Here is a 25,788-nt window from a genome sequence, read left to right as displayed (position 1 = left end):
CCGACTCGGCGCTGCTTGCTGCGGCGCTGCTTGCTGCGGCGTTCGCAGATGCGCTGCGCTCAGCGGCTCGCCCTTCCGCGGCGAGACGTGCATCGCTCTCCATCGAGTCCCGCTCTTGCTGCTCCTCGAGGGGCTTGGTGATCAGCTTCTCGCGCAGGAACTGGTCCAACTCGTCGCGCAGGTCCGGGTTGTCGATCATGAACTGGCGCGCCTTCTCCCGACCCTGGCCCAGGCGGATCTCGCCTTGGGTCGGGTGCTTGTAGGAGAACCAGGTGCCGGACTTGACGATCATTCCCTCGTTCATGCCCAGCTCGAGCAGTTCGCCCTCGAGGCTGATGCCACGGTTGTAGAGGATCTCGAACTCGACCTTGCGGAAGGGCGGCGCGACCTTGTTCTTGACCACGGTCACCTTCGTGCGGTTGCCGACGACGGTCTCGCCTTCCTTGATCTGGCCGATGCGCCGGATGTCACAGCGGACCGACGAGTAGAACTTGAGTGCGCGACCGCCGGTGGTGGTCTCGGGGCTCCCGAACATCACCCCGATCTTCTCGCGGATCTGGTTGATGAAGATCACCAGGCAGTCCGAGCGGGAGATGGCGGCGGTCAGCTTCCGCAGCGCCTGGCTCATGAGGCGCGCGTGGAGGCCGACGAAGGCATCTCCCATCTCGCCCTCGATCTCCGCCCGCGGCACCAGGGCAGCCACGGAGTCGATCACGATGACGTCGACCGCATTGGACCGCACCAGGGTCTCGACGATCTCGAGGGCCTGCTCACCGGTGTCGGGCTGACTGACCAACAGGTCATCGAGCTTGACCCCGAGACGGCGCGCGTACGCCGGGTCCATGGCGTGCTCCGCGTCGACGAAGGCGCAGATCCCGCCCGACTTCTGAGAGTTGGCGATCACATGCAGACTCAAGGTCGTCTTGCCCGAGCTCTCGGGGCCGAAGACCTCGACGATCCGTCCCTTGGGGAAGCCCTTGCCGCCGAGACCGATGTCGAGGGCCAGGGACCCGGAGGAGATGCCCTCGATCGCCTTGATCTGAGTGCCTGCCCCCATGCGCATGATTGCGCCGGTCCCATAGGCCTTGGAGATGTCGGCCATGGCCGCTTCCAGCGCCTTGTTGCGCTGCTCCAACTGCTTGTCTTGCTGCTTGGCTGCGGCCGCGTCGGCCTTCGAGCGAGTGGTCATCTGCGAATCTCTCGGCTAGTGGTTGGGCGGTGGGAGCGCTTTGACCGGACTTCGGTGCGCCTCACGACTGCCTGGAGGGAGGATAGGACCCTGCGGGGGCCGGATCCAAGGCCGAGCCGAACAAAATCCGAACCGCCCGGAAAGGGGTGCCAAGAGGTGGACGGTCGGGGCCGCCGCCGGTTGCACCCCGATTGGCGAGTTCTTCCGCCCCGCCGCCGGCCCTCCAGGGCCCCGCTTCCAAGTCCCGGCCCGGGTCCGGCCCTGGGCCGACGACCTGGTGATGGTCGAGACCCGAGGCTGGAGCGCAGGTGGTCCCCGCCGCTCAGAGCGAGACGATCGAGTGGAACTCGTTGAAGCGCCGCTCGATGGCGCCCCGGTCGCAGGCCTCGAGCCGATCGATGCTGAAGCCCTCGACACAGAACGACGCCGTGACCGTGCCGTAGAGCATGGCCCGCTTGAGGGTCGCCGCACTCGTGTCCTGGGCCGCGGCCAGGTACCCCATGAAGCCCCCGGCGAAGCTGTCACCGGCGCCCGTGGGATCGACGACTTCGTCGACGGGGTAAGCGGGGATCGCGTAGTGGGCGTCCTCACTGATCAGGAACGCGCCGTGCTCGCCCTTCTTGAGGACCACGAACTTGGGCCCCATCTCGAGCACCTTGCGCGCGGCCGAGATCAGGTGTCGCTCGCCCGAGAGCATGCGCGCCTCCTCATCGTTGAGAACCAGTCCGTCGACCTTGCCCAAGAGCTCGACCAGCTCGTCGCGGGCGATGTCGATCCACAGGTTCATGGTGTCGGCCATGACGAGGCGCGGCTTGGTGCACTGGGCCAGGGCCTTCATCTGCACCGCGGGTGCAGCGTTGGCCAGGAACACGAAGTCCGACCCGCAGTAGTCGCTGGGAACCTTGGGATCGAAGTGTTCGAAGACGTTGAGCTCGGTCTTCAACGTATGGCGGGTGTTCCAATCCGCCTCGTAGCGGCCGCCCCAGCGGAAGGTCTTGCCCTCGGCGATCTCCACGCCCTCGGTGCAGATCGAGCGGTCGCGCAGCCTGGCCAGGATCGCATCGGGGAAGTCCTGCCCCACGACCCCGACCAGCCGCACCGGCCCGAAGAAGCTAGAAGAGACGGCGAAGAAGGTGGCCGAGCCGCCCAGCGCGTCATCGCGCTTGGCGTAGGGAGTCTCGACGTCGTCGAAGGCCAGAGTGCCGATGACTAGCAGGGACATGACTTGGGGAGGGCAGCGGGTGGAGGGGGATTCGACTCGTCCGGGCGCCCGGCGCGAGGCCGGCCGATCCCGTCCATGGCCGGGTTGGGGAGGGGCATTAGAACCGTCTCGCCGGAGCGCGCCAAGGCGTGGTTGCCCCGGTGTCCGTCAGAGCAGCTCGGGTCCGTCAGATCAGCTCAGATCCTTCAGAGCAGCTCGGCCTCGGCCTGGTGCACCTCGTCGCTGGCGCCCGGTCGCAGGAGGTACAGCCCCCCGATCAGGCCCAGCAGGATCTGACACAGCCGGAAGGTGACGCTGACCGCCACGCCGATGGCGATGCTCTGGCCCATCAGCTTGTAGAGGTAGCCGTACACGGCCTCCCCCAGCCCCCATCCGCCGGGTGCGATCGGCAGGGAACTGACGATGTTCGCCACGGGCACGATGGCCACGTAGTCCCAGAACCCGATTGCGGCCAGGGGCATGCCGAACGCGATCGAGAGGGCCATCACCCCACTGATCGCGCCGAAATGGTTACCCAGGGAGAGTGCGATCGCGAACAGCAGCTCGAGCGGGTGACCGGTGTAGAACACGACCGCGTCGTCGAGCTGTTTGAACTTCTCCCCCAGCGGCAGCTTGGCCATCAACGCGTCGAAGCGCACCAAGCGACGAAGGGTCGGGTTCACGTAGGTCAGCGCTCCGAGCACCATGATCGCGAGGACCACGCTGATCGGTGTCTTGAGCGGCGCGAAGGGGCCGCCGATGACGAAGATCACCACGGCGGCCAGGGCGGCCAAGGTACCGAGGCCGAGGATCCGATCGACGAACACCGAGACCAACGCATCGGCGCGCTTCTTGGGGTTCTCGCGCACGACCAGGACGGCCTTGATCAGATCGCCCCCGGTCAGTCCGGGGACGACCATGTTGAAGAACAGGCCCAGGAAGGTCAGGCGGAAGGTGTCCCACCAGCGCACGACGCAGCCGGCGAGGTTCAAGAGGCGCCACCAGCGCGTGACGCCACAGATCAGCGCGACGAAGAAGCAGCCCATCGCGACCAGCAGGCCGTAGGGATTCAGGTCGGCGAAGACCCGCGGCATGCTCGGCCGGAGCTCGACGGGTTGGCCCTGGGCCTCCCAACGCTCGCCGGTCCAGGTGAGCTCGTAGGCAGCCTGGGGGGACCAGGGCGTGCCCAGCGAGCCGGGACGCTCCGTGGGGCGAAAGGTCGCCACCACGCCGTCACCATCGCCGGCCTTCCAGTCCCCCTCGAGTTCGCCAGCGAGGACGTGCTCCGTCTTGTCCGCGGCGGTCAGCACGAGTTGGTCGCTCCAGGGCAGACGTGAGGCCACGAAAGCCAGGATCAGAGCCCCGACGATCGGCTGGGCCCAACGCAGCCAACGCTTGGCGCCGGTGGCGGGTTGGCTCATCGATCGACTCCGGGGGCCGGCACTCCCGCGCGATAGTCCTCGAACCACATCAGCCACTCTTCGGCTCGCAGGGTTTCGAGCTGAACCGGGGCCAGGCGCGTCAGGGCGGCGCAAGAGGCGACGATCACGGGCCCGTCCTGGAAGTTCACGCCCTGGTCGAGCGCGCGCACCGCGAGCTCGAACCAGGCCTCCTGGGGGTGGTCCTCGGAGGGTCCGACGCTCGCCAGGTGCCGCATGCAGACCTCGATCAGTCGCAGGGCCTGGGACTCGATCGCGGCCGAGAGGATCTCGTGGGTCAGGCTCGGGTCGAAGGTCAACGCCTCCTCGACGGCCGCCGCGCGGACCCACTCCCGTGGATCGCGGACGGCGAGACCCAAGGCAAGGGCCACGCAGCGGCGTTCCAGGGCAAGGGTCAGGGCATCCAGGGGCTCCTCGGCGCCCCGGACCGCCGGGCCTCGCAGCTCGCCCACCTGGCGCAGGAGCGCGCGGGCCCCCTCCAGATCGAGCTCCAAGCCGGCGGCGGCCTCCAGGGCAGCCTCCATGGCAGCGGTGTCATCGGCCGCCGCCAGGCGCGCCGCCACCGACTGGACCAGGGACCGGTCGTCGGTGGTCGATCCTTCGGCGGCGCCCGTCGGGAGCTGCACGATCGACGGGAGGTCGAGGTCGCGCGCGACGTCTCCGAGCACTCGGATGGCCCGCTCACGCACGAGCTGCGAACGACTAGCCGTGGCCAGCAGCGCGCAGACCTCGATCCGGGCGGTCGCCAGCCGGCGATTGCGGCCTTCGTAGTCGGCCAGGGTCAGCAGCTCGTTCAGGGCCCGTTTCTGCGGGCGCGCGACCCTGACCTTCGGATCGCCGTCCGGTGCCGACTCGAACTCGCTCCCGAAGAGGGTCTTCCAGCGGTACTGGAAGCCGCTCACCAGGCGCGCCTGGGGTCGAATCTCCCCATCGGTCGCATGCAGCTCGCGCAGGTTGTGGAGCGCCTTGCCCGGGCCGTTGCAGGCCGTCAGGAGGGTCGCACCGATCAGGGCCAGGGACGCGAGCAGGCGGCGCCCTGGCCGACCGAGGGGGGGATCAGTCCGGTCGCGAGACATGGGCGGAAAGTCTACGCCGCAGGCCACCTCGACACCTTCCGAAGGGCTCCAGAACGTCCTATTCTCTGGCGCCCCAGTCCGGATCCGAACCATGACCACCTTCATCGCAGCCTTCGTCCTCTTCGGCACGTGCGTCCTCGCCATGGCGGTCGGGGTCATGTTCAGCGGCAAGAAGCTGAGCGGATCCTGTGGCGGTCGAGGGCCCGACGGCCGTCCGCTGGGGGACTGCCTGTGCGAGCGCGAGAAGCGCGAGGTCTGTCCGACCGCGCCGAAGGCCGTCTGACCGGCGGCAGAACTCGGACGCCCGGCGGAAACCTGTGGGGGCCGGGGGCGAGGTCGGCGCCGGGCTCGAGCAGCTCAGTGAGTCGCCGCGGGCAGCTCGACTCGCATTCCGGCGAAGCCGCTGCTCTGGCGTTCGGTGAAGGCCCCGCCGTCGTGCAGTAGGAACAGGGCTTCGTAGCCCTGGGTCTCCTCGATCAGCCGCAGGCCGGCGTCGGCCCCCAGGACCATCAAGGCGGTTGCCAGAGCGTCAGCTCGCGCACAGCTCGGCCCCACCACGGTGACCGAGGCCGGCGCGTCGAGCACCGGACGGCCGGTACGCGGATCGATCGTGTGGCTGACTCGTGCACCGTCGACGTCACGGAATCGACGGTAGTCACCGCTGGTGGCCACCGCGCCAGAGTCGGGCGACACCGCCAGGGCCACTTCACGCCCGTCGACCATCGGGCGCTCGATGCCGACGCGCCATCGGTCGCCGCGAGGGCTCTGCCCGCCGAACCGCACCTCGCCGCCGACTTCGAGGAAGTAGCCGGCCAGGTCGAGGGCCTCCAGCGCAGCGGCGGCTTCGTCCACCGCGAACCCCTTGGCGATGCCGGACAGGTCCAGCTGGAGCCCTTCGCGCAGCTTGCGTAGCTCGTGCCGATCGTTCGCGGCAGGCAGGAGCTCGAGGCCGTCCATGCCGACGAGGGACAGGAGTCGTTCTCGCTCCTCGTCGGAAGGGGCCATCGTGTTGCGGGATCCGGCGCCAAAGCCCCAGACGTCCACCAGTGGTCCGACTGTCGGGTCGAAAGCTCCCCCACTGCGATCCCACACGTCGAGGGCCAGCTCGACGACGCTGGCCGTCTCGGCGGACAGGTCGGTCGTCTCCCCGGCACTCGACCGATTGAAGCGACTCAGCTCGCTCTCGACCTTCCAGGTGCTCATGGCTCGATCGACCTGGTCCAGCTCCTGCTGTACGGCCGCGGCGAGCCCGTCCTGGCTCACCCCTGCACCACCGACCCCGCCGGGCGCGTCGACGGCGACGAGATTCCAGCTCGTCCCCATCGACAGGCCGGAGACCCTGTGCACGGCGTCGGTCTTCTGGGGGTCGGTCGGTGAACAGGCGCCCAGGGCCATCACCAACAGCAGACTGCAGCGAACGCCAACGGGGAGAGCCCCGTTGGTCGAGGCTCTCCCCGTCGAGCGAGTCATCGTCAGGTCGACCTTCGATGTAAGCGCGGATCAGCCGCCGAAGTCGTCGAGGTCGATCATCTCCGGGTCGACACCGAGGTCATCGAGCATCTTCAGCACGGCCGAATTCATCATCGGCGGTCCGCAGAGGTAGTACTCGATGTCCTCGGGGGCCGGATGCTTGCTGAGGTGGTTGGCGAGCACGACCTGGTGGATGAAGCCCACGTGCCCGGTCCAGTTGTCCTCGGGCTTCGGCTCCGACAGGGCGACGTTCCAGGAGAAGTTGTCGAACTTCTCGGCCAGCTCGTCGAAGTCCTCCACATAGAACATCTCGCGCAGGCTCCGGGCGCCGTACCAGTACGAGACCTTGCGGTCCGTCCCGAGCGTCTTGAACATGTGCATGATGTGACTGCGCAGCGGCGCCATGCCGGCGCCACCGCCGATGAAGCAGCACTCGCGCTTGGTGTCCTTCAGGTGGAAGTCACCGAAGGGACCGCTCATCACCACCTTGTCGCCCGGCTTGCGGCTGAAGATGTAGGACGAGGCCTTGCCACCGTTGGTGCCCTCGGGGGCGTTGGGCGGCGGGCTGGCGATCCGGATGTTGAGCATGATCAGGTCATCGCCCTCGGCCGGGTAGTTGGCCATGGAGTAGGCGCGCTCGATCGGCTCGTCGTTCCAGGCCTTGTAGCGCCAGATGTTGTAGCCGTCCCAGTCCTCGTGGTACTCGTCCTGGATCACGAAGTCCTTGTAGTCGCACTTGTAGGGCGGGACCTCGATCTGGACGTACTCACCGTTCTTGAAGTCGATCCTCTCGCCTTCCGGGAGGCGAACGACGAACTCCTTGATGAAGGTCGCGACGTTGTCGTTCGACTCGACCGTGCAGTTCCACTTCTTCGCGGAGAAGACCGAGGCGGGCACCTCGATCCGCATGTTGTCCTTGACCTTGACCTGGCAGGACAGGCGACAGCCCTCGCGGGCCATGGCCCGGTTGATGTGGCCTTCTTCCGTGGGCAGCAGGCCACCGCCACCCTCGCGCACCTTGACGATGCACTGGGCGCAGGTGCCACCACCGCCGCAGGCGGAGGGGACGAAGAGCTTGTTCGCGGCCAGCGTCGTGAGCAGGTTGCCGCCGGCGGGGACCTCGAGGGCGTGCTCCTCGTCGTTGTTCACGACGATCTTGACCTTGCCCGTGTTGACGAGCTGGCTCTTGGCCGCGAGGAGCACGAACACGAGGCCGATCACGACCAGCGTGAAGGCTCCGACACCGAGGAGGATCGTGGTCATTGCTTGGGATTCGGTAGCGGGGCGTGGGGTTTGGATCCGCCGCCGATCAGAGCTGGATACCGCCGAAGATCATGAAGCCCATGGCCATGAGCCCCGCGGTGATGAAGGTGATGCCCAGCCCGCGCAGTCCGGGGGGCACGTTCGAGTACTTGAGCTTCTCGCGGATCGCGGCCAGGGCGATGATCGCCAGCCAGAAGCCGACGCCCGATCCGAAGCCGTAGACGATCGACTCGAGGAAGCCGTACTCGCGCTGAACCATGAACAGGCTCGCACCGAGGATCGCGCAGTTCACCGCGATCAGCGGCAGGAACACGCCCAGGGCTGCGTAGAGGCTCGGCGAGAACTTGTCGATCGACATCTCCACGATCTGCACGACCGAAGCGATGACGGCGATGTAGGCCACGAAGCCGAGGAACGACAGGTCGAACTTGGCCGCCGCTTCCGCCCCCATGATCCAGGACAAGGCGCCCTCCCGCAGGAGGTAGTTGTAGATCAGGTTGTTGAGCGGGGTGACCAGGGTCAGCACGAAGACCACGGCGATCCCCAGGCCCATGGCCGTCTCGACCTTCTTGGAGACGGCCAGGAACGAGCACATCCCCAGGAAGAAGGCCAGGGCCATGTTCTCGACGAAGATGGCCTTGAGGGTGAGGTTGATCAGTTCCATCTCAGTTGCCCTCTTCCTGGATCGACGGTTCGACGCTGCGTTGGATCCAGATGAACAGCCCGATCAGGAAGAAGGCTCCGGGCGAGAGCACCAACAGGCCGTTGGGGTAGTACCAGCCGCCTTCGTTGACGCTGGCCAGGACGTTGTGTCCCAGGAGCTTCCCGGAGCCGAACAGCTCCCGGAAGAACCCGACGTAGATCAGGATCAAGCTGTAGCCGAGGCCGTTGGCCAGGCCGTCCAGGGCCGCCTTGCCGGGCGGATGCCCCATGGCGAAGGCTTCGGCCCGTCCCATCACGATGCAGTTCGTGATGATCAGGCCGACGAACACAGACAGCTGCTTGCTGACGTCGAAGAGGAAGGCCTTCATGAACTGGTCGGCCACGATCACCAGCGAGGCGATCACCGCCAGCTGCGTGATGATGCGGATGCTGCTCGGGATCTTGTTGCGCAGCAGCGAGATCGCCGTGTTCGAGCAGGTCAGCACGAAGGTCAGGGCCAGGCTCATGACCAGAGCGGTCTCGAGCTTGGTGGTCACCGCCAGCGCAGAGCAGATTCCGAGCACCTGCAGGGTGATCGGGTTCTGCGTGTGCAGCGGATCGATGAGGATCTTCTTGGTCTCGGTCTTCATGGTTGGCGGGTAGGCGCGGTGCGCCTACTGCTGCACCCCGTGCAGAAAGGTCCCGTATCCATCCGGGCCGAGCCAGAGGTCGACCATCCACTTGACGCCGTTTGAGGTGATCGTCGCGCCCGACATCCCGTCCACCTCGTAGGGGTGGGTGGACATGCCGGCCTTGACGACGGTCACCAGGGGATCGCCGTTCTCGTCATAGACCTGCTTGCCGACCCACTGGCTCTTCCAGCGTGGGTTGTCGACCTCGCCCCCCAGACCCGGCGTCTCGCCGTGCTCGTAATAGGTGATGCCGACGACCTCGGACAGGTCGGTCGAGATGGCCATGTAGCCGTAGAGGGTGGACCAAAGGCCGTTGCCCCAGATCGTGATCACCCAGCACTCGTGGCCCTCGATCCCGACCTTGTAGACCTTCAGTCGGTTGGGCAGTCGGGCGAGCTGGGTGCGCTGGTGCTCGGGGGGCGTGGGCTCGCTCAGGGCCGGGTCCTTGGCCTCCCTGATCGGGTCGACGGCCGCGGCCTCCGCGCCCGTGAGCAGCACCTCGCCGGTGCGACGGTCGACGACCAGCTCCTCGATCGACTCGAACAGCTTCTCGACCTCCTCCTTGGGCAGCTTGGCGCCACCTTCGATCACGCCAGCCACGGCCAGCACGTTGAGGCGCTGGTCAAGGATCTTGTTGACCTCCTGGAGGGGCTTCAGCTCGACCGCGAGCACGGAGACCGCCAGGGAGCAGACCAGGCAGAGGATCGTCGCGAAGACGACGATGTACTTGTTACTGAAGTCCAAGGCGCACCTCCCGGCGTCGGATGTTGGCCTTCGTGACGTAGTAGTCGATCAGCGGCGCGAACACGTTCATGAAGATGATCGCGAGCATGATTCCGGCTGGGTAGGCGGGGTTGAGGACCCGCACCATGATCATCAGGGCGCCGATACCGAAGCCGTAGATCCAGCGTCCCAGGTTGGTCTGGGCGGCCGAGACCGGGTCGGTGGCCATGAAGACGGTGCCGAAGGCGAAGCTGCCCACGACCAAGTGCCACTGGGGCGATACGGCCATGTAGTGGGTCGGGCGCGGCGCGAAGGCGTTCAGCAGCAGCACCGTAAGAACCATGCCAATGGTGCAGCTCAGCATGATCCTCCAGCTCCCCACGCCGGTCGCGATCAGGATCACCGCTCCGATCAGGCAGGCGACGAAGCTCGTCTCCCCCACCGAACCCGGGATGAAGCCCCAGAAGGCGTCCCACCACGTGTAGAGGTACTGCGAGGTGTCGGCGCCGTGGACGAACATCGTCCCCAGGGGCGTCGCTCCGGAGAAGCCATCGACCCAGTTGGCGTTGTTGGCCACCCAGACGAGGTCCCCGGACATCTGCGCCGGGTAGGCGAAGTAGAGGAAGATTCGCGCCGTCAGCGCCGGGTTGAGGATGTTCATCCCCGTGCCGCCGAAGACCTCCTTGCCGATCACCACACCGAAGGCGATGCCCAGCCCGACCTGCCACAGGGGCGTGTCCGGGGGCAGGGTCAGCGGGAACAGCAGGCTGGTGACCAGGAAGCCCTCGTTGATCTCGTGCTTGCGGATCACCGAGAAGAGCGCCTCGAGCAGGCCACCCACGGCGATCGTCACGGCGTACATGGGCAGGAAGGCCCAGGCGCCGCGCAGCATCGCCTCGACGATCTGCGGGACGGTCAGCGACGCCAGCTGCACCGCGGGGTTGGCCGCGTGCATCTCCCAGTAGCCGGCGTTGAAGATCCCGAACACGGTCGCCGGGATCAGCGCCAGCACGACCATGATCATGGTCCGCTTGAGATCAGCGGCGTCGCGGACGTGCGGGCCCGACTGGGTCCGCGATCCGGGCGTGTAGAGGAAGGTGTCGGCGGCCTCGAAGAAGGGGTAGAGCTTCTCGAGCTTGCCGCCCTTGTGGAAGTGAGGCTCGACCTTGTCGAGTTGCTCGCGGAGGAACTGCACGTCAGCCCTCCTTCTCGATGCGGGTCAGCATGTCGCGCAGCATCTCCGTGACGGGGAGCTTGCAGGGGTCAACGTATTCGCACAGGGCCAGGTCTTCCTCGGCCAGCTCGAGTGCGCCGAGCTTCTCGGCTCCCTCCATGTCGTGGCTGGCGAGGGCCTTGATCAGTTGCGTGGCCAGGATGTCGAGGGGCATCACCCGCTCGTAGACCCCGATCGGCACGATCGCACGCAGGCTGCCGTTGGAATCGGTGTCCATCCGGAAGCGCTTGCGGAAGAACTTGTCGAGCAGCAGGTTCGTCAGGCTGTAGCGACCGGCGACCGGCATCATCCAGCCCAAGAGCTGGCGGCGCACCGCGTCGTCCAGCAGGGTCAACTGGTTGCCATAGCGCCCCAGGTAGCCCTGGGGGCCGGCCAGCTCCAGGTGTCGACCGTCGAGGGCCGATCCGTCGACCACACGCACCTCGTCCTGGGCGCCCTCGCCCGCGGACAGTGCCGCCAGCGCGGCTCCTTGCCGCGTGCGGATCAGGCGCGGCTCGCGGGCCATGGGACCGGTGATCGCGACCACCCGGGTGGTGCTCAACTTGCCGCTGGTGAAGAACTGCCCGATGTCGGCCACCGCCTGGTAGCCGATGTGCCAAGCGACCCGTCCCCCGCCCACCGGGCAGAGGTGGTGGATGTGGGTCCCCGCGTTGCCGGCCGGGTGGGGACCCGCGAAGGTCTCGGTCCGCACGCCCTCCGCGGTCAGCGCGCCCCAGTTCTCCCCGGGAGCGACGCACAGGAACACCGCTCCGGACTGCAGCGCAACCAGGACGGCGAGGCCGGCGCGGAACGCATCCTCGCGCCCGGCGAGCGCGTCCAGGGGGCGCGGCGCCAGGGGACGCGTGTCCATCGCCGTGACCACGATCCCGACCGGACTGTCGTCCGTGCGCGCGATGGTGTCGTAGGGGCGCCGCCGCAGGTTCGCCCACAGGCCCGAGGTCTGCAGGGCCGCCTTGAGTTGCTCGGGGCTGGCGCTGCCGGGCTTGGGCGCATCGAGATCGATCTGCCCGCTGCCCTCCACGTCGATCACCACCGACAGCGGCAGTCGACGGGCTCCGCGGTGAATCGCCCGGACCTTGCCAGCGCTGGGTGCGGTGAAGAGCACCGCCTCGTCGCGCCGGTCATGGAACAGGGGCTGGCCGACCTGGACCGTTTGGCCCTCCTCGACGAGCAGCTTGGTCTTGATCCCGCGCGCTTGCTGCGGGAGCAGGGCCACCTGCCCGACGTCGAGTCGGTCGCTGATGGTGCTCGTGGCGGCGCGACCGTCGATGGGGACGTCGAGACCGCGTTTGATCGTGATCGGGGGCATGGACTGGGGGCGTCGCGTGACCTCGGCGAGACCCGTCGGACGGGTGGGTGCCGCAGGGGGGTGGCACAGCTGGAACGTCGTTCGGATCTCCGCAGGACCCCCGCCGACAGCGGCGGGCGGCCCGGGAGTCGGGCGAACCGCGTTAAGGCGCGTGATGATAGGCAGCACCCCCCTCCCGTTTCAGCGACGAGGGGGGCTTTTCGTGCCCAAATCCAGCCCGATCCCGAGACCGGCCCGAGGGCGTGCGGCGAACTTCGTGCTCGGCGCGGGCCGCGTTCGCCCGCGCGGGACAGCCCAGCGGGGTCCCCTCCACAGCTTCGGGCACTCCGTCTGGTCCGGCACGAAATGCCGGTCCGCGTGTCGCGCCGGCTCCGAGGGCGAGCGCCACTCGAACTCGCTTGCGACGCCGTCGAGGGTCGTGGGTCGAGGCGCGGCGAGTGAGTCGAGCCAGACTTCACTCGCGGTCATGGGTGGTGAGGTCGCCCCCGGCAGCACCGACGGTGCCGCCGGGGAGGGTGGTGGAGGCGGCGGGAATTGAACCCGCGTCCTGGAACCGTCCCGACCGGAGCGTCTACGTGTGTAGTTCGCGCTTTGTTTCTCGGCCGGTCGGCGCTCGCGAACTTGCTACGCCCAGCCCAGCCTCGGTAAGTCTCGTCGCTCCACCCCGAGGCGCAGTTCGGCGACCAGCCCGCTGATTGCGTCTCCAAAGGGCCGCGGGCGTACCCCCTGGAGACGGCTGTCTATTGATTAGGCAGCGATTGCGTAGTTGTCGGCACGTAAAGATGCCTTTCCCGGGATGATTAGCGGGGTGACTCGGGATCCCCGACACGCAGCTCGCAGCGGATTCAGAACCAGTCGAAACCGGTACGCCCCCACCTGGTCCTCGGCGCCGCAATCAGCCACCGGGGACCCGCGAGATCATAGGACGGGACGGGTCTGCTGCCCACTGTGCTCCTTCGACACTGTGCTCCTTCGACACCGTGCTCCTTCGACGCTGCGTTCCAGCGCCCTGGCAGCTCGCCCGTCAGCGCCTGCGACCCATGGCCCGGGCCATGTCGCGCTTGGCTTCCTTCTCGCGCTCCGACGAGCGCTTGTCGTGGAGCTTCTTGCCCCGCGCCAGGGCCAGCCGGCACTTCACCAGGTGCCCGTCGAACAGCAGCTCCAGCGGCACCAGGGTCACGCCCTTCTCCCGGACCTTCTTGAACAGCCGCTCGATCTCCTTGCGGTGTAGCAAGAGGCGCCGGGCCCGGGTCGGCTCGTGGTTCATCTTCGGCCCGGCCTGGGGGTACTCGGGGATGTTGGCCCCGATCAGGGTCACCCCGTCGTGCTTGACCAGGGCGTAGGCCTCCTGGATCGAAGCCCGCCCAGCCCTCAGACTCTTGACCTCGGTTCCGAGCAGGGCGATCCCGGCCTCGAACTCCTCGAGGAACAGGTAGTCGTGCTTGGCCCGTCGGTTGGTTGCGATGGGGCGGCGGAGGCGTGGCGAGTCGGCCATGGCAGTCGAGGATATCCGGCCGCGCATGGGGATGTGGTCCTCGGACTTCCCTCCCCCATCGAGCTAGCCCATGTTCCACGCCAGAACGATCGGATTCGACCTGCGCCGCCTCACCCGCCCCCTCATGGCCGCCCTGGGCCTGACCTTCGCCGCCATCGGTGCGGTCGGGGTGGTCGTGCCCCTCTTGCCGACGACGCCCTTCCTGCTGCTGGCGGCCTGGTGCTTCTCCAACAGCTCGCCGCGGCTGCACAACTGGCTCCTGGCCAGCCCGGTGCTCGGGCAGTTGCTGGCCGACTGGGGCGCCTACGGGGCGATCCGGCTGCGGGCCAAGTGGGTCAGCACCGCGGTGCTCTTGGGCTTCATCGCCTGGCCGATCGCGGGTGGCCGCGTGCCCTTGAACCTGCTCCCCTTCGTCGGACTCACCGTCGCCGCCGTACTGACTTTCATCTGGACCCGCCCCTCCGGCCCGCCGGCGGTGTCGCGCGATCCAAGCGGACAGCCCGAAGATCTCCCGTCTGGCCGTTGACCGCCGCCCGGGCGGTCCTTAGCTTCTTCGCTCCACTCGTGCCCGGGTGGCGGAATTGGTAGACGCGCTAGGTTCAGGTCCTAGTCCGCTTTATCGCGGGTGGGGGTTCGAGTCCCCCCTCGGGCACCATCTCCCTGTGCCGCCGATTTGCGCGGCCAGGTGAGCCTTGGCGGGGAGTCGAGGCCCGGTGTTCTTCCCGAACTCCACAGGGGGCCTCCCCGAAATTCAGTGGGGCGGAAGCGGCCCGATCGGTCGCTCCCCGCGTGCCGTGGGGTTCTCCACCTACCGACCCCACTCCCCCGCGTGGCTATTCCACGCGATCCAGGAGCAGGGCATCGAGTCGGGACAGATGCTCGCTCAGGTCCCGTGACCGCGTCGAGCGAGCCGACTCCAACGCGGGTCCGAAGACGGCCCCGATCGTCGTTGCGAAGCCCTCGGTTTCTGCGGCCGTCCAGTCGAGAGGAGTACTGACCTTGATCTCCGCCAGGATCGCGCCCCAGCTGTCATCGAACGGACCCGCGGAGGCCGCGTTGGCGAGTCTGGTTCGGAGGAGGTCCACCTCGACCTCGGCCGCCGCCACCTCGTCCTTGGCCGTGTCCAGATCGGCCTGGTCCGCAGGCGGGTTGGTCTGCGCCTCGAGTGCAGAGAGCTCGTCGCGCTCGGCCTGCAGAGTCTTCTGCGCCACCGCGACCTTCTCTTTCGCCTGGATGTACTCCACCAGATCCTGTCGCAGTCCATCGAGCGCCGGCTCTTGGAGGCTGGCCACCAAGTGCTCCGCGATGCTCTTGGCCTCCTCCAACTGACTCTTGAACCCATCCCCTGTCGGCGGAGCATCGGGGATGGCCGACACTCGATCCAAGTCGCCGGCACACCGAAGCAACGTCCCTTCGATCAGGGCTCGCTTCTCCGTGCGCCGCGAACCGGCCGGATCGAGAGCATCCGAAAGGGACTGCGGAAGCTCGGCCCGCACTCGACCGAGGTCCGTGGCGAGCTGTTGGGCCACCGCCAGCAGGCGATCGCGGTTCCAGTCCTGCTGTGCCTCGAAGAGGGTCAGGACCGCTTGGCCGTAGCCCTGCTCCTCCTGCTCGAGAGCACCGTCCGCACCTTCCAGCAGGGCCGCGGCCCGCGCCATGGCGACTGGGCTGACCCCGCCCGAGGCGGCGAAGAGAGCCAGACCCTTGGTGGTCTTGATCAGGTCCTCGTTGGAGGCGGAGAAACCCTTGACGTACCAGTTGCCCACGTCGTCCTTGACCACCACGTACTCCGTCTTGCCGGAGCCCCTGAGGGTCACGGTGTTGATCCTCTGCCAGAACTGGCGATCGATCCACTCCAGGTCGGGGCCGTCGCCGCCGGAATCAGCGGCTCGACCGCGATTGCGATCGTCGACCAGGTAGCTGGTCCGCAGGTAGGCGGTGGCGGGCCGGATGTGGATCATCCCACTGCGCTGCTCGTAGGCGAAGGCCATGGCGGCTCGCAGCTGCGTCGCGGCTTCGGACTCGCCGTGTTCCTTCAGCTCGGCGATCAGCTCGTACCGCAACTTGTCGATGACACGGTCGAGAACGTCCTTGGCGGGTTCATCGGGGCCCGCAGAGGTATCCGAGAGCAGCGCGCCCGCCGCCGCGCGGGCAGACGGCCCGGCATCCGCGATGCCCCGCTCGAAGGTCTCGGCGCTCTCCAGCGCGTTGGCGACACTCAGGATCGAGTTGGAAATCGCCCCGAGCAGATCCGTGTACGTCGTCAGGTCCTGACCCCCGGCGATCGAGTCGAAGCTGCCGAGCACTCGGAGCTTCTCCGCGAACCGGATCAAGGCATCGGTCAGTGCCCGCCGGCTAGCCTCCGCATTCCCCAAGGGTTCGTCGGCGTATTTGTCGTCGAGATAGTTGTTGATCAGGGTGTCGAGCCCATCCACGAGCCGCCCTTGGCTCAACCCCGCCCCACCACCGCCGAGGCTTTGGCGATTGGCTTGGTCGAATTGACGACCCAGAGCTCGGGCCTCGCCGACTTCGAGGTGGACGTCATCCTCTTTCTCGACCTCTTTCTCGACCTCTTTCTCGACCTCTTTCTCGACCTCTTTCTCGACCTCTTTCTCGACCTCTTTCTCGACCTCTTTCTCGACCTCTTTCTCGACCTCTTTCTCGACCTCTTTCTCGACCTCGACGCTCGCCGCCTTGGAGTCCTCCGAGTGAGCAGCCTCCGACTCGACGGCAATCTTCGGCCCGACGACCAATCCGTACGCACGGCGTGAGCGGGCTATCGGCCCGGCGCTGCCTGTTCGGCTCGAATAGGGTCCGAATCGACGAACGTCGTCCTCTTGGGAGTCGTCGAGATCGAAACGCAGGATGAACTCGCGATGGAGTCGAAGCAGTGCGCTCGCGAGCACGGGACCGCTCATGGGGGCGACCAGGCGCTCGGCCAAGTTCGACGCGAATCTGCTCGTGGTTCGCTTGATCTCATCCCTATCCCGAGCCGCGAACGCCTCGGAGACCGCATCGAGCTGCTCGCCGAGCTCATCCGTGACGACCTTACGTGCCTGTGCTTGGGCGGGGTCGACGCTGGTCAGGGCCGCTCGGAGCATCCAAGTGTGAAGCAGCTTTCCTACGGCCTCGGCCGCTAGGCCACGGCGTTGGGATGCAAGCGGGGACTCGTCCATGTCGGCCGCGCCCAGGTACTCGAGAGAGCGCTCGAAAACCGTCTCGAGGCGTGCCCGCGAAGCTCCGAAGGCTTCTGCGACGACCTGGATCTCCTCCACGCAGACTTCGATCACGGGTCGATCGAGAACCTTGGCCGGTTTGACGAAGACCGCGCACGCGATCGCCTCTGCGACGACTTCGCTCGAGAGAGCCTCGAATGTGTAGTTTGCACCGACTTCTTCAAGATCGGTCGTCTCGGGGATCCCGGCCAAGCTGCGAATGGACGGATCGTGTTCGATCGCCGCCTTCAGGAGCCCCTGGCCGTCGCGGCGAGACCCATCAGCCGTCAGGAAGCTCTTGAGGACGCTGCGCAGGTTCACCGCCGTCTCTTGGCCCGGCTCGACCGAATGCCCGTCGAGTGCGGTCTGCAGTGCCTCCAGCTCCGCCGACGGTTCGACTTCCCCGTTCAGAAACGCCCGTAGCGGCTCGAAGCTCATGTAGGCGTCGAGAGCTTCGGAGATCAGTTCACCCCACAGGTCGCCCCCCGAGTCGCGGGAGAGGTCCCTGAATAGGCCCAAGATGCTCTGAACGCGCCGGGCCTCGGGGCTGCGAAAATACTTGTAGTCCGGCGCGCCGATCGGGTCCTGCTCGTCAAGGGTCAGCAGCTCGTTCGGATCGCGGGTCCAAAAGTCGCGGTACCAGTCCAGCTTCTGTAGGTCGGCCTGGTTGAACGATCGCACTCCCGGTTCGCCGCGCGCGTAGACCTCGAGGCTGTCGCGGACCTTCACCAAGAGCGGCTTGGCGGCGACGGCCATCACGCTCAATTGTTGGACCTGGACGTCGTGCTCATTGGCCAGGGGGCCCTTGTAGACGTCGACCTCGATCGCGAGCCGGGCGCAGGCCGCGAGCAGCAGGCAGCCGCCGAGCGCTAGTGCTCGGGAGGTCCAGGCTGAGCGGTTCGGGAGGCTCATTGGCCGGCCTCCAGTTCCGTCTCGAAGCTCTCGATCGCCGACCGTTCGCGGAGCGCCTTAGACACCGCTGAGGTCACCTTGCGGGTGACTTCGGGGCTCGAGGTCGCCTCCAGGGACTTTGCGGCCGAGAGCTGACCGAGGGCGTCGTCGATGGCGCTGAAGAAGTCCGACGGGTCCGAGGACATCACCACGGCCAGTCGGTGATCGGCGGGAGCCTCGCGGAAGCCCTCCGGGCCGAAGAGCATCATCCGGCGCCCGGTCTTCAAGGACACGTCGCCGCGAGTGCCGTTCTTGTCCTGGAATTCCAGCTCCCGGGTTTCGGGATGGAAGGAGAGCGTCGTGCCCAAGGAATCGACGAAGGCCGCGGGCACCCATCCGGCCGCGTAGTTGGTCGTCGAGACGGGCGCGGACCAACCCGTCACCCGCACGCGATACACGGCCGGCGGAACTTGCTCGCTGGGGTCGAAGACGCCCAGGTAGTAGAGCTGGTCGAGGCGGTGGGCGCCGAAGGAGGCGCAGGAAGCGGCTCCCGTCGCCAGCAGTCCCAACGCGATGAGGGCGAGCCGAGCGACGACGGACGTCGAGCGACGAACGAAAAGAGGGCCAGAGATACGATCCAAGTTCTCCTCCGAGGACCGGACAGCAAGCGAGCGGGCGAGCAGCGACAGGGCAAGCTGAGCTGCACTGCCGGGAGCCTAGCGGCCGATCGCCGATTTGGCGAGCCTGAACCTAGGAGGCCGAGGTATCGCCCAGGCTCGACCGACTCAGAAGCTGTTGTCCTGCGGATAGCACTTGATCGTGACCACGATGATCACGAGCAGTACGGCCGCGAGACCGAGCAGGATCCAGGCCCAGAACGGCATGCGCGCGGCGCCCCCGGATCAGCGCGCCCCCGGCGCGCGGTAGACGAGCAGGGCTCGTGAGCCCATCTCACCGGGCAGCTCGTGCTCCCAGACCGTGTCGAGCGCGAAGCCCAGGCGTTCCGCCTCACGCTCGGCGGCGCGGACCTCCCGCGACCACGACGGCCCCTTGAACATGACCAGGTCGTGGAAGGAGTGGCGGACCTTGCGGAGCAGGCGCACGTTCTCACGCACCGAGCTCAGGGCGCGCATGAACACCACGTCACAGCGACCCTTGACCAGGTAGTCCTCGCCGCGGGCCCACTCGGCCTTGACGTTCTTGATCCCCATGGTCTCGATCGTCGCGGCCATGAAGTCGGCCTTCTTGCGCCTGGTCTCGACCAACGTCACGCGACAGTTCTCTTCACAGATCGCCGTCGGCATCCCGGGGAAGCCCGCGCCCGAACCGAGGTCGACCACCGTCCGCCCCATCAGGGGCAAGAGCCGCGTCGCCCGCCAGGAGTCGAGGTAGTGCTTCACCGCGACCTCCTTGGCGTCGACGATCGCCGTCAGGTTGAGGCGCTGGTTGCCCTCTAGCACCAGCCGCGCGTGCTCCGCGTAGCGGTCGAGCACGCCGGGCAGCACCTCCTCGGCCTGGAAGGCCCAGTCCAGCGCGGCTTTCAGCTCGTCGATCGACGGCAGGGGCAGCTTGGCCAGGGCCGGATCCGGCTCGTCCTCGGCCGCCTCCTGGGCCGCCTTCGCAGCGGCGGCCGCCGCCGCCTTGGCCTCGGGGTCGAGGGGCTGTTCCTCGTCGTCGGAGGATTCCCCGGACTCGTCGTCCAGGTCATCGTCTCCCGAGACATCCTCCATCGAGGTGCCGGAGTCGAGGTCCAGGAGATCGTCGTCGCCGGGCTGATCCGAGTCGTTGCTGAGCATGGCAGGGACCTCCAGGTCGAGCACGGAAGGCGCTCTCTGGAGGGCGAAGAGGGTATCAGCCGGCCATCGCGCGGGCCATAGAGGCCGCTAGTCCAAAGCCGTCCTACCAACAGTGGCAGTGCGACCATTGGCCCCAGACCCGGTCCATTCCAACTGAGTCCATTCCAACTGAACTGGAATTGCCGTCCGAATCCGCTGGGGGGGGCGCTCATCGCTCTGCCTCGCACGCGCATCGAACTGACCGATGGACGGCTTGTGCCCGCCGAGCGAACATCACCCGGACGGGGTGGCAGGGCAGGAGGGATTCGAACCCCCAACCTATTGATTTGGAATCAACCGCTCTACCGTTGGAGCTACTGCCCTATCCGAGGGGCGACCAAACTACTCCCGTGCAGGCGGGCCATCAAGGCCGCAGGGGGCCCATCCTGGGTTCGGAGGCGGACTTCCGTGGGATCCAGCGCGATGGTTCGAGGCTCGGGGATGGTGTAGCCTCTCGGCCTTCCAGAACCACAGTCGACGAAGACCCGCTGGTGGGTCCACTCGCACGCGCCGGCCGGGCGCGCGGCACGCGGATCCCCGCGCTGCCCCCCCGAGCCCCGAGCAGACAATACGAGTTGAGCGACCGAACAGAGGCCTCAGAGCAAGCGGACCGGGCGAACCCCGGGTCCGATCGGGATCCGAACCAAGGTCCGGCGCGCAAGCGTCGACGGCGCAAGCGTTCGCGATCTCGCGAGCCGCGCGGCGAGGATGGCGCGTCCTCGGACGGTGCCGCGCCGGACAGGACCTCCCCGGATGGGGCCGCGAACCTACGTGCGCCGCGGGCGGACGATGCGCCCTCCGGCGATGCCCCCCGGGGCGAGCGCAGCCGCCGGGCCCCCCGGCCGGTGGTCGGGCGTGGCGAGCGGGGCCTGCGCTCCGCGGGCAAGTTCGACGAGGACCAGGTGCCCCGCGCCGATCGCGACCTGAGCGGCGCCGAGGTCTCCCCCGCCGATCGCATCCCACGGCACAAGATCGATCAGGACGCCCTGCGCGTCGTGTCGCGCCTGTACCGGCGCGGCTTCGAGGCCTACCTGGTCGGCGGCTGCGTGCGCGACCTTCTCGTTGGCCTCGAGCCGAAGGACTTCGACGTCGCCACCGAGGCCCATCCGCGTCAGATCAAGCGCATCTTCCGCAACGGCCGCATCATCGGACGGCGCTTCAAGTTGGTGCACGTGGTCTACGGCGACCACATCGTCGAGACCTCGACCTTCCGCGCGGCCCCGCCCCAGAGCGACGGGGACGACGGCGACCTGTTGATCGTCGACGACAACGAGTTCGGGACCGCCGCCGAGGACGCCGCGCGCCGGGACTTCACGATCAACGCCCTGTTCCTCGACCCCCTCGAGAACAAGCTGATCGACTTCGTCGGCGGGCTCGAGGACCTGGAACGCAGGCAGCTGCGCACCATCGGCGATCCTTACGTGCGCCTGGCCGAGGACCCGGTGCGGATCCTGCGCGGGATCAAGTTCGCCACGCGCCTGTCCTTCGACATCGAGCCGCGCACCTGGAACGCCATGTGCGACCTGTCCCAGGAGCTCGAGCGCTCGGCCCCGCCGCGGGTCGTGGAGGAGATCCTGAAGCTGTTGCGCTCCGCCCACTCGGCTCCGGCCTTCAAGCTCCTCGACGAGTGCGGCGCCCTCGGCGTGTTGTGCCCGGAGATCGCGGACTGGCTCGAGTGGGCGCGCAGCGGCGCCGACGACCCGGACTACCTCTGGCGCCTGTTGACGGACCTGGACCAGCGCACCCGGCGCGGCAAGGAGCCCAGCATCTCCCTGGCCCTGGCGGTGCTCTTCGCGCCCCTGGCCGAGCGGGTCCTGGCACGCCTCGAGACCCAGAAGGCCGTCACCGACGGCCAGATCCAGACCGCCCTGGGCGAGCTGCTGGAGCCGATCGGTGCCCCCTCGCGCCTCTCGCGCCGGGACCTGGGCCAGGCCCGGCGGATGCTGGCCAACCAGCGGCGCTTCTCCCAGCCCTCCAGCAAGCGCTTCCGTCCCCTCTTGTTCATGCGCTCGCCGGACTTCGAGGCGACCCTCGAGCTCTTCCACCTGCGCACCGAGGCCCGGGACGAGGGCTGGGACCTGCTGGAGAGCTGGCAGCAGCGCTACCGGGCGGCCCTGGAGGTCGACGACGTCGAGGTCGACCAGATCCGCTCCAAGCGCCGTCGGCGGCGCCGTCGGCCGCGGGCCTCGGCCGACGACTGAAGACTTATTGGTCCCGAGCGTGGGGCAACCCGCTTCCTGAGGCCCTGGGCCGGGGAGCCCGCCCAGATCCGCGCCCGGGCCCAGGGATCCGGCCCCGGGGCCCTGGCGCGCCGTCGGAGCCCGGGATAGTTTTCAGGCGTCCGAGGGAGCCTCGCCCGCGCGGGTGCGATTTCCTCCGGACACCCGCCTCGATCCCTCTGGGTCGGTACCGGTGCCCGCCTGGTTTCCAGTCGCGAGCACGTCCGGTCCCCCACTAGCGGGGAGGGATCGAGGCGGTCGCCCCCCCCCCGGCTCTGATGGGGTGAACGGGCCGAGAGCGGGGCGGCCAGCGACCCCACGGGCGCCCAGGGCCGGCCGGACGGTGACTTTCGGCGCGCCGGGGCTATTGCAAGGGCCGGGGATCCGACCCATCGAGACGATCGCTCTGCGGTCATCGACCCCGCCAGTCCTGCCCCGTTGTTCGATCCTCGAACGCAATGGGTCCAAGGGGCTGTAGACCCCGCCCGCTGGCTTGGCACCATCTGCCCAACCATGCTGCCGCTCACCATCGGGGCGCTCCTTTGCGCCCAAGCCCTGGTCCCGTCCAACCCGGCCGTCACGACCGCGCCCCCGACGTCGGGCGCGGTCCGTGCCATCGGCGACGAGCTCACCGACGCGGAGGTCCTGGCGGCCTTCGAGTCCATGGACGAGCGCAAGCAACGCGGGGTGGTCGACTACCTGCGGATGGACCTGTCGCACAGCGAACGGTTCCAACTCCAGGTGATCCGCTTCGCCCTGTCCCAGAGCGATCGCGACCCCGGCCTGTGGCCCGAGGCGCCGCCGATCCACTGGTTCGATCCCGTCGAGCACGCGCCGGGACAGCCCATCGCCAGACGCGTGCTGGAGGTCGACAGCAAGGCCGCCCGCAAGATGCGTGACGACCTCAAGCGCGGCATTCCGAAGCGGCGCCTGGACCCTGGCTACGTCTACGACTGGGGCACGGGCGACGTCCAGCGGCTCGCGAGCGAACAGGACCCCCACCGCATCGTCTCCAATGCGCTGAAAGGCTTTGCGCCCGACCTGGACCTGGCCGAGGCCCTGGTCCTGCGCTGGCTCGACGACGGGGCCCAGCGCAAGACCCTCGCGGCCTTCGACAACCGCTACACCGACCGCAGCGGGAACGTGTTCCCCGAGGTCTCGCTCTACGACGCCTGGGCCTCGGGGGCCGAGATCGAGATGCCGGACGTGGACACCCTCGGCCTCGTCCACAGCCTGGTGCCCGAGCGCAAGTGGGACCGCCGCTGGGTGGCGCCGGTGCCCAACAGCGAGCACGACGAGATGTACGGCTTGATCGGCGAGCTGTTCGTGCCGGCCAAGGAGCACCGCAGCCTGCGCGAGGCCCTGTCGCGCTGCTTCCTGATCGCCGAGCCGGTGATGCGCGACGGCTTCTCGAGCGGCCACGTGACCGCCTTCCAGGCCTTCTGGGAAGAGAACGGCTCCGAGCCCACCAAGGCCGCCGAGGCCCTGCCCGCGCCGAAGGACTTCGGCGACTTCCTGCGCGACTGGATCCGTCGCCTGGGCAAGGACGAGGACCTCCTGGCAGCCGCCCGTGGCCGGGCCGCAGCGCTGGCGGCCGACGAGGTCTACGTGCGTGGCCGCCTGATCGCGGTCATGCGCGACATGGGCGCGTTCGAGGCCAAGGGCAACTGAGCCAGCTTCGCGCGCCCGACAGGGCCGGCGGGTAACGTCGGGCCATGCGCTGGATCCCGCTGCTCGTCGCCTGGTCGCTGCTGCTCGCCCCGGCCGGAGCCCAGTCGGTGCTCTGCCTCGGGGACTCGATCACCGCGGGGGCAGGCTCGCCGCCGGGGACCGCGGCCTGGCCGGAGCTCCTCGCACAGCGCCTGGGTCCGGGGGCGCAGGTGGCCGTGATCGCCGCCGGTGGAGCGAGCCTGTCGAGCGTCGCCGCGCGGCCGCTCCTCGAGACCGCGGCCTGGAAGGATTTCGAGTCGACGGGGTTCGAGACGGCTGTGGTCGTGCTCGGCACCAACGACTCGGTCGCCGCAGGCGAGGCCTCACCCTGGGAGGACCTCGAGCGCTTCGACGCCGATGTCGAGCGGCTGCTCGATGCGGTGCGCGGGCGTTTCGCCGTCGACCACATTCTGCTGTGTACGCCGACCCCCATGCTGGCGCAGGCCCCGGGCCTCTCGCCCGAGCGCCGGGCCGACCTCACCGCACGCGCCCCCCGCATCCAGACATTCGGCGCGCGCTATCGTGCCCTGGCTAAGGCTCGCCCCGACGTCGAGTTCGTGGACCTCGGATCTGTCTGGGGACCCGACCAGGTCGTCGACGGTGTCCACCCGAACGCTTTCGGCGCCGCGGCCTTGGCGGACCACCTCGCGTCGATCCTGCGAATCGAGCGCGATCCCGAGCCCGCGCCGATTCGCGGGCGGCTCTTGGAGGGGCCGCTCGGTTGCAGCGAGACCGACTACCACGGCTTCGACCGTCTCGAGTTCGGGCTTCCCGGGGACGGCGCAGGCTGCACCCTGGTGCTGCCCCGCTTTGTTGCCGCCGGCCGTCCTTGGATCTGGCGCGCGAGGTTCTTCGGCCACGAGCCAGCGCTCGACGTCGCCTTGCTGGAGCGCGGCTTCCACCTGTTCTATTGCGACGTCGCGGGTCTCTTCGGAGCGCCCGCGGCGATGGCGCGTTGGGACGCGGCCTACTCCATCGTGGTCGATGAACTCGGCCTCGGCCCCCAGCCAGTCCTCCACGGCCTCTCGCGCGGCGGATTGCCCGTGCTGGAGTTCGCCATCGCCCACCCGCACCGCGTTGGAGCGATCGTGCTCGACAACGCCGTGTGTGACTTCCGTTCCTGGCCGGGCGGGCGCAACGGCCAGCGCTCCGACGCGGACTGGCTGCAGCTGCTCGAGGTCTGGGGGCTGACCGATGAAGACGCCATGGCTGCCGGGAATGGCGCCCTGGAACGACTTGCGCCCCTCGTGGACGCAGGCATCTCCGTGCATGTCCTGATCGGCACGGCGGACCGGGTCGTGCCTCCGGAAGAGAACGGACTCGCCTTGCTCGAGCGCTATCGATCCGCCGGTGGCGACGCCACCCTGTGGAGCAAGCCGGGCGAGGGGCACCATCCCCATGGCCTCGAACCGGTGGCGCCGCTGGCACGGGCGCTGCTGCGCGATGTTGGCATCGACCGACACAACCCGGCCACCTGGCCCCTGCCATCGGTCGAATACCGCTCGTCAGCGGCGGGCTGGGGTCCGGACAGCTCCTGGTCGGACCAAGTAGAGCGCATGGCCGCACTGGCCGAGGCGAACCCCCAGCGCGACCTGGTCTTCCTGGGCGATTCGATCACCCAGGGTCTGACAGGAGCGGGCGACCGACTGAGCCATCCGAACGGCCCGCGGGCGATCGACCGCTTCGAGAGAGCGATCTGCTTGGGACTGTCGGGCGACCGCACCGAGCACCTGCTGTACCGCATCGAACACGGCGCCCTGGCCAAGCTCGCGCCGAGGGTGATCGTGCTCCAGATCGGCGTGAACAACGTCAACTCCGCCGGTCACACGGGACCAGAGGTTGCGGGCGGCCTGCAGGCGGTGGTCGAGTCCCTGGCTCGAAACCAGCCCCAGGCGACCGTTCTGATCTGCGGCCCCTTCCCGGTCGGTCTCGACCCCGACGATCCACGGCGAAGCGCCTTGGACGCGGTGCACGGGCGGGCTCGGGTCCTCGCCGCACGCGACGGTGTCGAGTACCTCGATCTGCGTCCGCTCTTCCTGGACGAGGACGGTCACACCAACGGACGCATGGCCGCGGACGCGATCCACGTCACCGCCGAGGGGCAAGTGGCTTGGATGGACGCCATCGAGCCCGCCATCCGGCGCTTGCTGGGCCCCTGAGCCGAGCGGGCGCCGGCGCCGTGCCC

19 protein-coding genes, 2 tRNA genes, 1 other RNA gene and 1 pseudogene are annotated in these 25,788 nt (G+C 68.1%); 6 read left to right on the top strand and 17 right to left on the bottom strand.

From position 1 onward, the window contains the following. Positions 1-73: 73 nt before the first annotated feature. The 4 genes and pseudogenes from recA to Pla133_RS12690 form a co-directional block, all read right to left on the bottom strand. Positions 74-1,189: pseudogene (gene recA / locus Pla133_RS12705) on the bottom strand (recombinase RecA); the annotation flags it as partial. 322 nt (positions 1,190-1,511) lie between these two features. Continuing rightward, a complete protein-coding gene (locus Pla133_RS12700; protein WP_145065775.1) occupies positions 1,512-2,411 on the bottom strand; it encodes a PfkB family carbohydrate kinase in 900 nt (299 codons plus the stop codon). Positions 2,412-2,596: 185 nt separating this feature from the next. After that, positions 2,597-3,811 (bottom strand): lysylphosphatidylglycerol synthase transmembrane domain-containing protein, encoded by a 1,215-nt coding sequence (locus Pla133_RS12695; protein ID WP_145065773.1) that lies wholly within the window; start codon positions 3,809-3,811, stop codon positions 2,597-2,599. Continuing rightward, entirely contained in the window at positions 3,808-4,905 is a 1,098-nt protein-coding gene (locus tag Pla133_RS12690; RefSeq protein ID WP_145065771.1) for a hypothetical protein, read from the bottom strand. Before Pla133_RS12690 ends, Pla133_RS12695 begins: the two co-directional genes overlap by 4 nt. A 91-nt stretch (positions 4,906-4,996) precedes the next feature. On the opposite strand from Pla133_RS12690, the gene Pla133_RS12685 reads away from it, so the two are divergent. Continuing rightward, positions 4,997-5,188 (top strand): hypothetical protein, encoded by a 192-nt coding sequence (locus Pla133_RS12685; RefSeq protein ID WP_145065769.1) that lies wholly within the window; start codon positions 4,997-4,999, stop codon positions 5,186-5,188. Between the two features lie 74 nt (positions 5,189-5,262). Here Pla133_RS12685 and Pla133_RS12680 read toward each other — a convergent pair whose 3' ends face one another. From Pla133_RS12680 to smpB, 9 genes are all read right to left on the bottom strand, one after another. After that, on the bottom strand, positions 5,263-6,375 hold the full coding sequence (locus Pla133_RS12680; protein WP_145065767.1) for an FAD:protein FMN transferase: 1,113 nt from the start codon (positions 6,373-6,375) through the stop codon (positions 5,263-5,265). Between the two features lie 30 nt (positions 6,376-6,405). Next, positions 6,406-7,638 carry an NADH:ubiquinone reductase (Na(+)-transporting) subunit F gene (nqrF, locus tag Pla133_RS12675; protein WP_145065765.1) on the bottom strand — a complete coding sequence of 411 codons (1,233 nt, stop codon included), beginning with the start codon at positions 7,636-7,638 and terminating at the stop codon, positions 6,406-6,408. Positions 7,639-7,684: 46 nt separating this feature from the next. Next, positions 7,685-8,302, bottom strand: a complete 618-nt coding sequence (nqrE, locus tag Pla133_RS12670; protein ID WP_145065763.1) for an NADH:ubiquinone reductase (Na(+)-transporting) subunit E — start codon at positions 8,300-8,302, stop codon at positions 7,685-7,687. 1 nt (position 8,303) lies between these two features. After that, positions 8,304-8,930, bottom strand: a complete 627-nt coding sequence (locus tag Pla133_RS12665; RefSeq protein ID WP_145065761.1) for an NADH:ubiquinone reductase (Na(+)-transporting) subunit D — start codon at positions 8,928-8,930, stop codon at positions 8,304-8,306. A gap of 24 nt (positions 8,931-8,954) precedes the next feature. Continuing rightward, the gene (locus tag Pla133_RS12660) at positions 8,955-9,716 is read right to left on the bottom strand and encodes a Na(+)-translocating NADH-quinone reductase subunit C (protein WP_145065759.1); all 762 of its coding nucleotides are present in this window, start codon (positions 9,714-9,716) and stop codon (positions 8,955-8,957) included. Next, positions 9,703-10,890 carry an NADH:ubiquinone reductase (Na(+)-transporting) subunit B gene (locus Pla133_RS12655; protein ID WP_145065757.1) on the bottom strand — a complete coding sequence of 396 codons (1,188 nt, stop codon included), beginning with the start codon at positions 10,888-10,890 and terminating at the stop codon, positions 9,703-9,705. Before Pla133_RS12655 ends, Pla133_RS12660 begins: the two co-directional genes overlap by 14 nt. Before the next feature lies 1 nt (position 10,891). Next, on the bottom strand, positions 10,892-12,238 hold the full coding sequence (locus tag Pla133_RS12650) for a Na(+)-translocating NADH-quinone reductase subunit A (protein WP_145065755.1): 1,347 nt from the start codon (positions 12,236-12,238) through the stop codon (positions 10,892-10,894). 516 nt (positions 12,239-12,754) lie between these two features. Next, positions 12,755-13,112, bottom strand: a transfer-messenger RNA (tmRNA) gene (gene ssrA, locus Pla133_RS12645). A 150-nt stretch (positions 13,113-13,262) separates the two neighbouring features. Beyond that, the gene (smpB, locus tag Pla133_RS12640) at positions 13,263-13,733 is read right to left on the bottom strand and encodes an SsrA-binding protein SmpB (protein WP_145065753.1); all 471 of its coding nucleotides are present in this window, start codon (positions 13,731-13,733) and stop codon (positions 13,263-13,265) included. Between the two features lie 70 nt (positions 13,734-13,803). On the opposite strand from smpB, the gene Pla133_RS12635 reads away from it, so the two are divergent. Then, positions 13,804-14,259 (top strand): YbaN family protein, encoded by a 456-nt coding sequence (locus tag Pla133_RS12635; RefSeq protein ID WP_419192440.1) that lies wholly within the window; start codon positions 13,804-13,806, stop codon positions 14,257-14,259. Between the two features lie 40 nt (positions 14,260-14,299). Next, a tRNA-Leu gene (locus tag Pla133_RS12630) sits at positions 14,300-14,388 on the top strand. A gap of 178 nt (positions 14,389-14,566) precedes the next feature. Here the strand turns inward: Pla133_RS12630 and Pla133_RS26270 are convergent. The 4 genes from Pla133_RS26270 to Pla133_RS12610 form a co-directional block, all read right to left on the bottom strand. Next, positions 14,567-17,860 carry a hypothetical protein gene (locus Pla133_RS26270; protein WP_419195444.1) on the bottom strand — a complete coding sequence of 1,098 codons (3,294 nt, stop codon included), beginning with the start codon at positions 17,858-17,860 and terminating at the stop codon, positions 14,567-14,569. Then, a complete protein-coding gene (locus Pla133_RS12620; RefSeq protein ID WP_145065751.1) occupies positions 17,857-18,408 on the bottom strand; it encodes a hypothetical protein in 552 nt (183 codons plus the stop codon). The genes Pla133_RS26270 and Pla133_RS12620 overlap by 4 nt, the downstream gene beginning before the upstream one ends. A 333-nt stretch (positions 18,409-18,741) precedes the next feature. Next, positions 18,742-19,635, bottom strand: a complete 894-nt coding sequence (rsmG, locus tag Pla133_RS12615; RefSeq protein WP_145065748.1) for a 16S rRNA (guanine(527)-N(7))-methyltransferase RsmG — start codon at positions 19,633-19,635, stop codon at positions 18,742-18,744. A gap of 287 nt (positions 19,636-19,922) precedes the next feature. Next, a tRNA-Trp gene (locus tag Pla133_RS12610) sits at positions 19,923-19,998 on the bottom strand. 521 nt (positions 19,999-20,519) lie between these two features. Between Pla133_RS12610 and pcnB the strand changes: the two genes are divergently transcribed. From pcnB to Pla133_RS12595, 3 genes are all read left to right on the top strand, one after another. Beyond that, positions 20,520-21,875, top strand: coding sequence for a polynucleotide adenylyltransferase PcnB (gene pcnB / locus Pla133_RS12605; protein WP_419192438.1), 1,356 nt, complete (start codon positions 20,520-20,522; stop codon positions 21,873-21,875). A gap of 531 nt (positions 21,876-22,406) precedes the next feature. Next, complete coding sequence (locus Pla133_RS12600) at positions 22,407-23,564, top strand: hypothetical protein (RefSeq protein ID WP_145065746.1); 1,158 nt, start codon at positions 22,407-22,409, stop codon at positions 23,562-23,564. 44 nt (positions 23,565-23,608) lie between these two features. Then, the gene (locus Pla133_RS12595; protein ID WP_145065744.1) at positions 23,609-25,762 is read left to right on the top strand and encodes a GDSL-type esterase/lipase family protein; all 2,154 of its coding nucleotides are present in this window, start codon (positions 23,609-23,611) and stop codon (positions 25,760-25,762) included. The last annotated feature ends 26 nt before the right edge of the window (positions 25,763-25,788 follow it).

This window comes from Engelhardtia mirabilis (assembly GCF_007748095.1).
GTDB lineage: Bacteria > Planctomycetota > UBA1135 > UBA1135.
Note: the sequence above shows the minus strand (reverse complement) of the source record. Positions and strands in the feature narration are given on the sequence as shown.

What these genes read in the sequence shown, in the direction of transcription:
- Pla133_RS12700 (WP_145065775.1), bottom strand. Translation starts at nt 2,411, where the DNA reads ATGTCCCTGCTAGTCATCGGCACTCTGGCCTTCGACGACGTCGAGACT.
- Pla133_RS12695 (WP_145065773.1), bottom strand. Translation starts at nt 3,811, where the DNA reads ATGAGCCAACCCGCCACCGGCGCCAAGCGTTGGCTGCGTTGGGCCCAG.
- Pla133_RS12690 (WP_145065771.1), bottom strand. Translation starts at nt 4,905, where the DNA reads ATGTCTCGCGACCGGACTGATCCCCCCCTCGGTCGGCCAGGGCGCCGC.
- Pla133_RS12685 (WP_145065769.1), top strand. Translation starts at nt 4,997, where the DNA reads ATGACCACCTTCATCGCAGCCTTCGTCCTCTTCGGCACGTGCGTCCTC.
- Pla133_RS12680 (WP_145065767.1), bottom strand. Translation starts at nt 6,375, where the DNA reads ATGACTCGCTCGACGGGGAGAGCCTCGACCAACGGGGCTCTCCCCGTT.
- nqrF (WP_145065765.1), bottom strand. Translation starts at nt 7,638, where the DNA reads ATGACCACGATCCTCCTCGGTGTCGGAGCCTTCACGCTGGTCGTGATC.
- nqrE (WP_145065763.1), bottom strand. Translation starts at nt 8,302, where the DNA reads ATGGAACTGATCAACCTCACCCTCAAGGCCATCTTCGTCGAGAACATG.
- Pla133_RS12665 (WP_145065761.1), bottom strand. Translation starts at nt 8,930, where the DNA reads ATGAAGACCGAGACCAAGAAGATCCTCATCGATCCGCTGCACACGCAG.
- Pla133_RS12650 (WP_145065755.1), bottom strand. Translation starts at nt 12,238, where the DNA reads ATGCCCCCGATCACGATCAAACGCGGTCTCGACGTCCCCATCGACGGT.
- smpB (WP_145065753.1), bottom strand. Translation starts at nt 13,733, where the DNA reads ATGGCCGACTCGCCACGCCTCCGCCGCCCCATCGCAACCAACCGACGG.
- Pla133_RS12635 (WP_419192440.1), top strand. Translation starts at nt 13,804, where the DNA reads ATGTTCCACGCCAGAACGATCGGATTCGACCTGCGCCGCCTCACCCGC.
- Pla133_RS26270 (WP_419195444.1), bottom strand. Translation starts at nt 17,860, where the DNA reads ATGAGCCTCCCGAACCGCTCAGCCTGGACCTCCCGAGCACTAGCGCTC.
- rsmG (WP_145065748.1), bottom strand. Translation starts at nt 19,635, where the DNA reads ATGCTCAGCAACGACTCGGATCAGCCCGGCGACGACGATCTCCTGGAC.
- Pla133_RS12600 (WP_145065746.1), top strand. Translation starts at nt 22,407, where the DNA reads ATGCTGCCGCTCACCATCGGGGCGCTCCTTTGCGCCCAAGCCCTGGTC.
- Pla133_RS12595 (WP_145065744.1), top strand. Translation starts at nt 23,609, where the DNA reads ATGCGCTGGATCCCGCTGCTCGTCGCCTGGTCGCTGCTGCTCGCCCCG.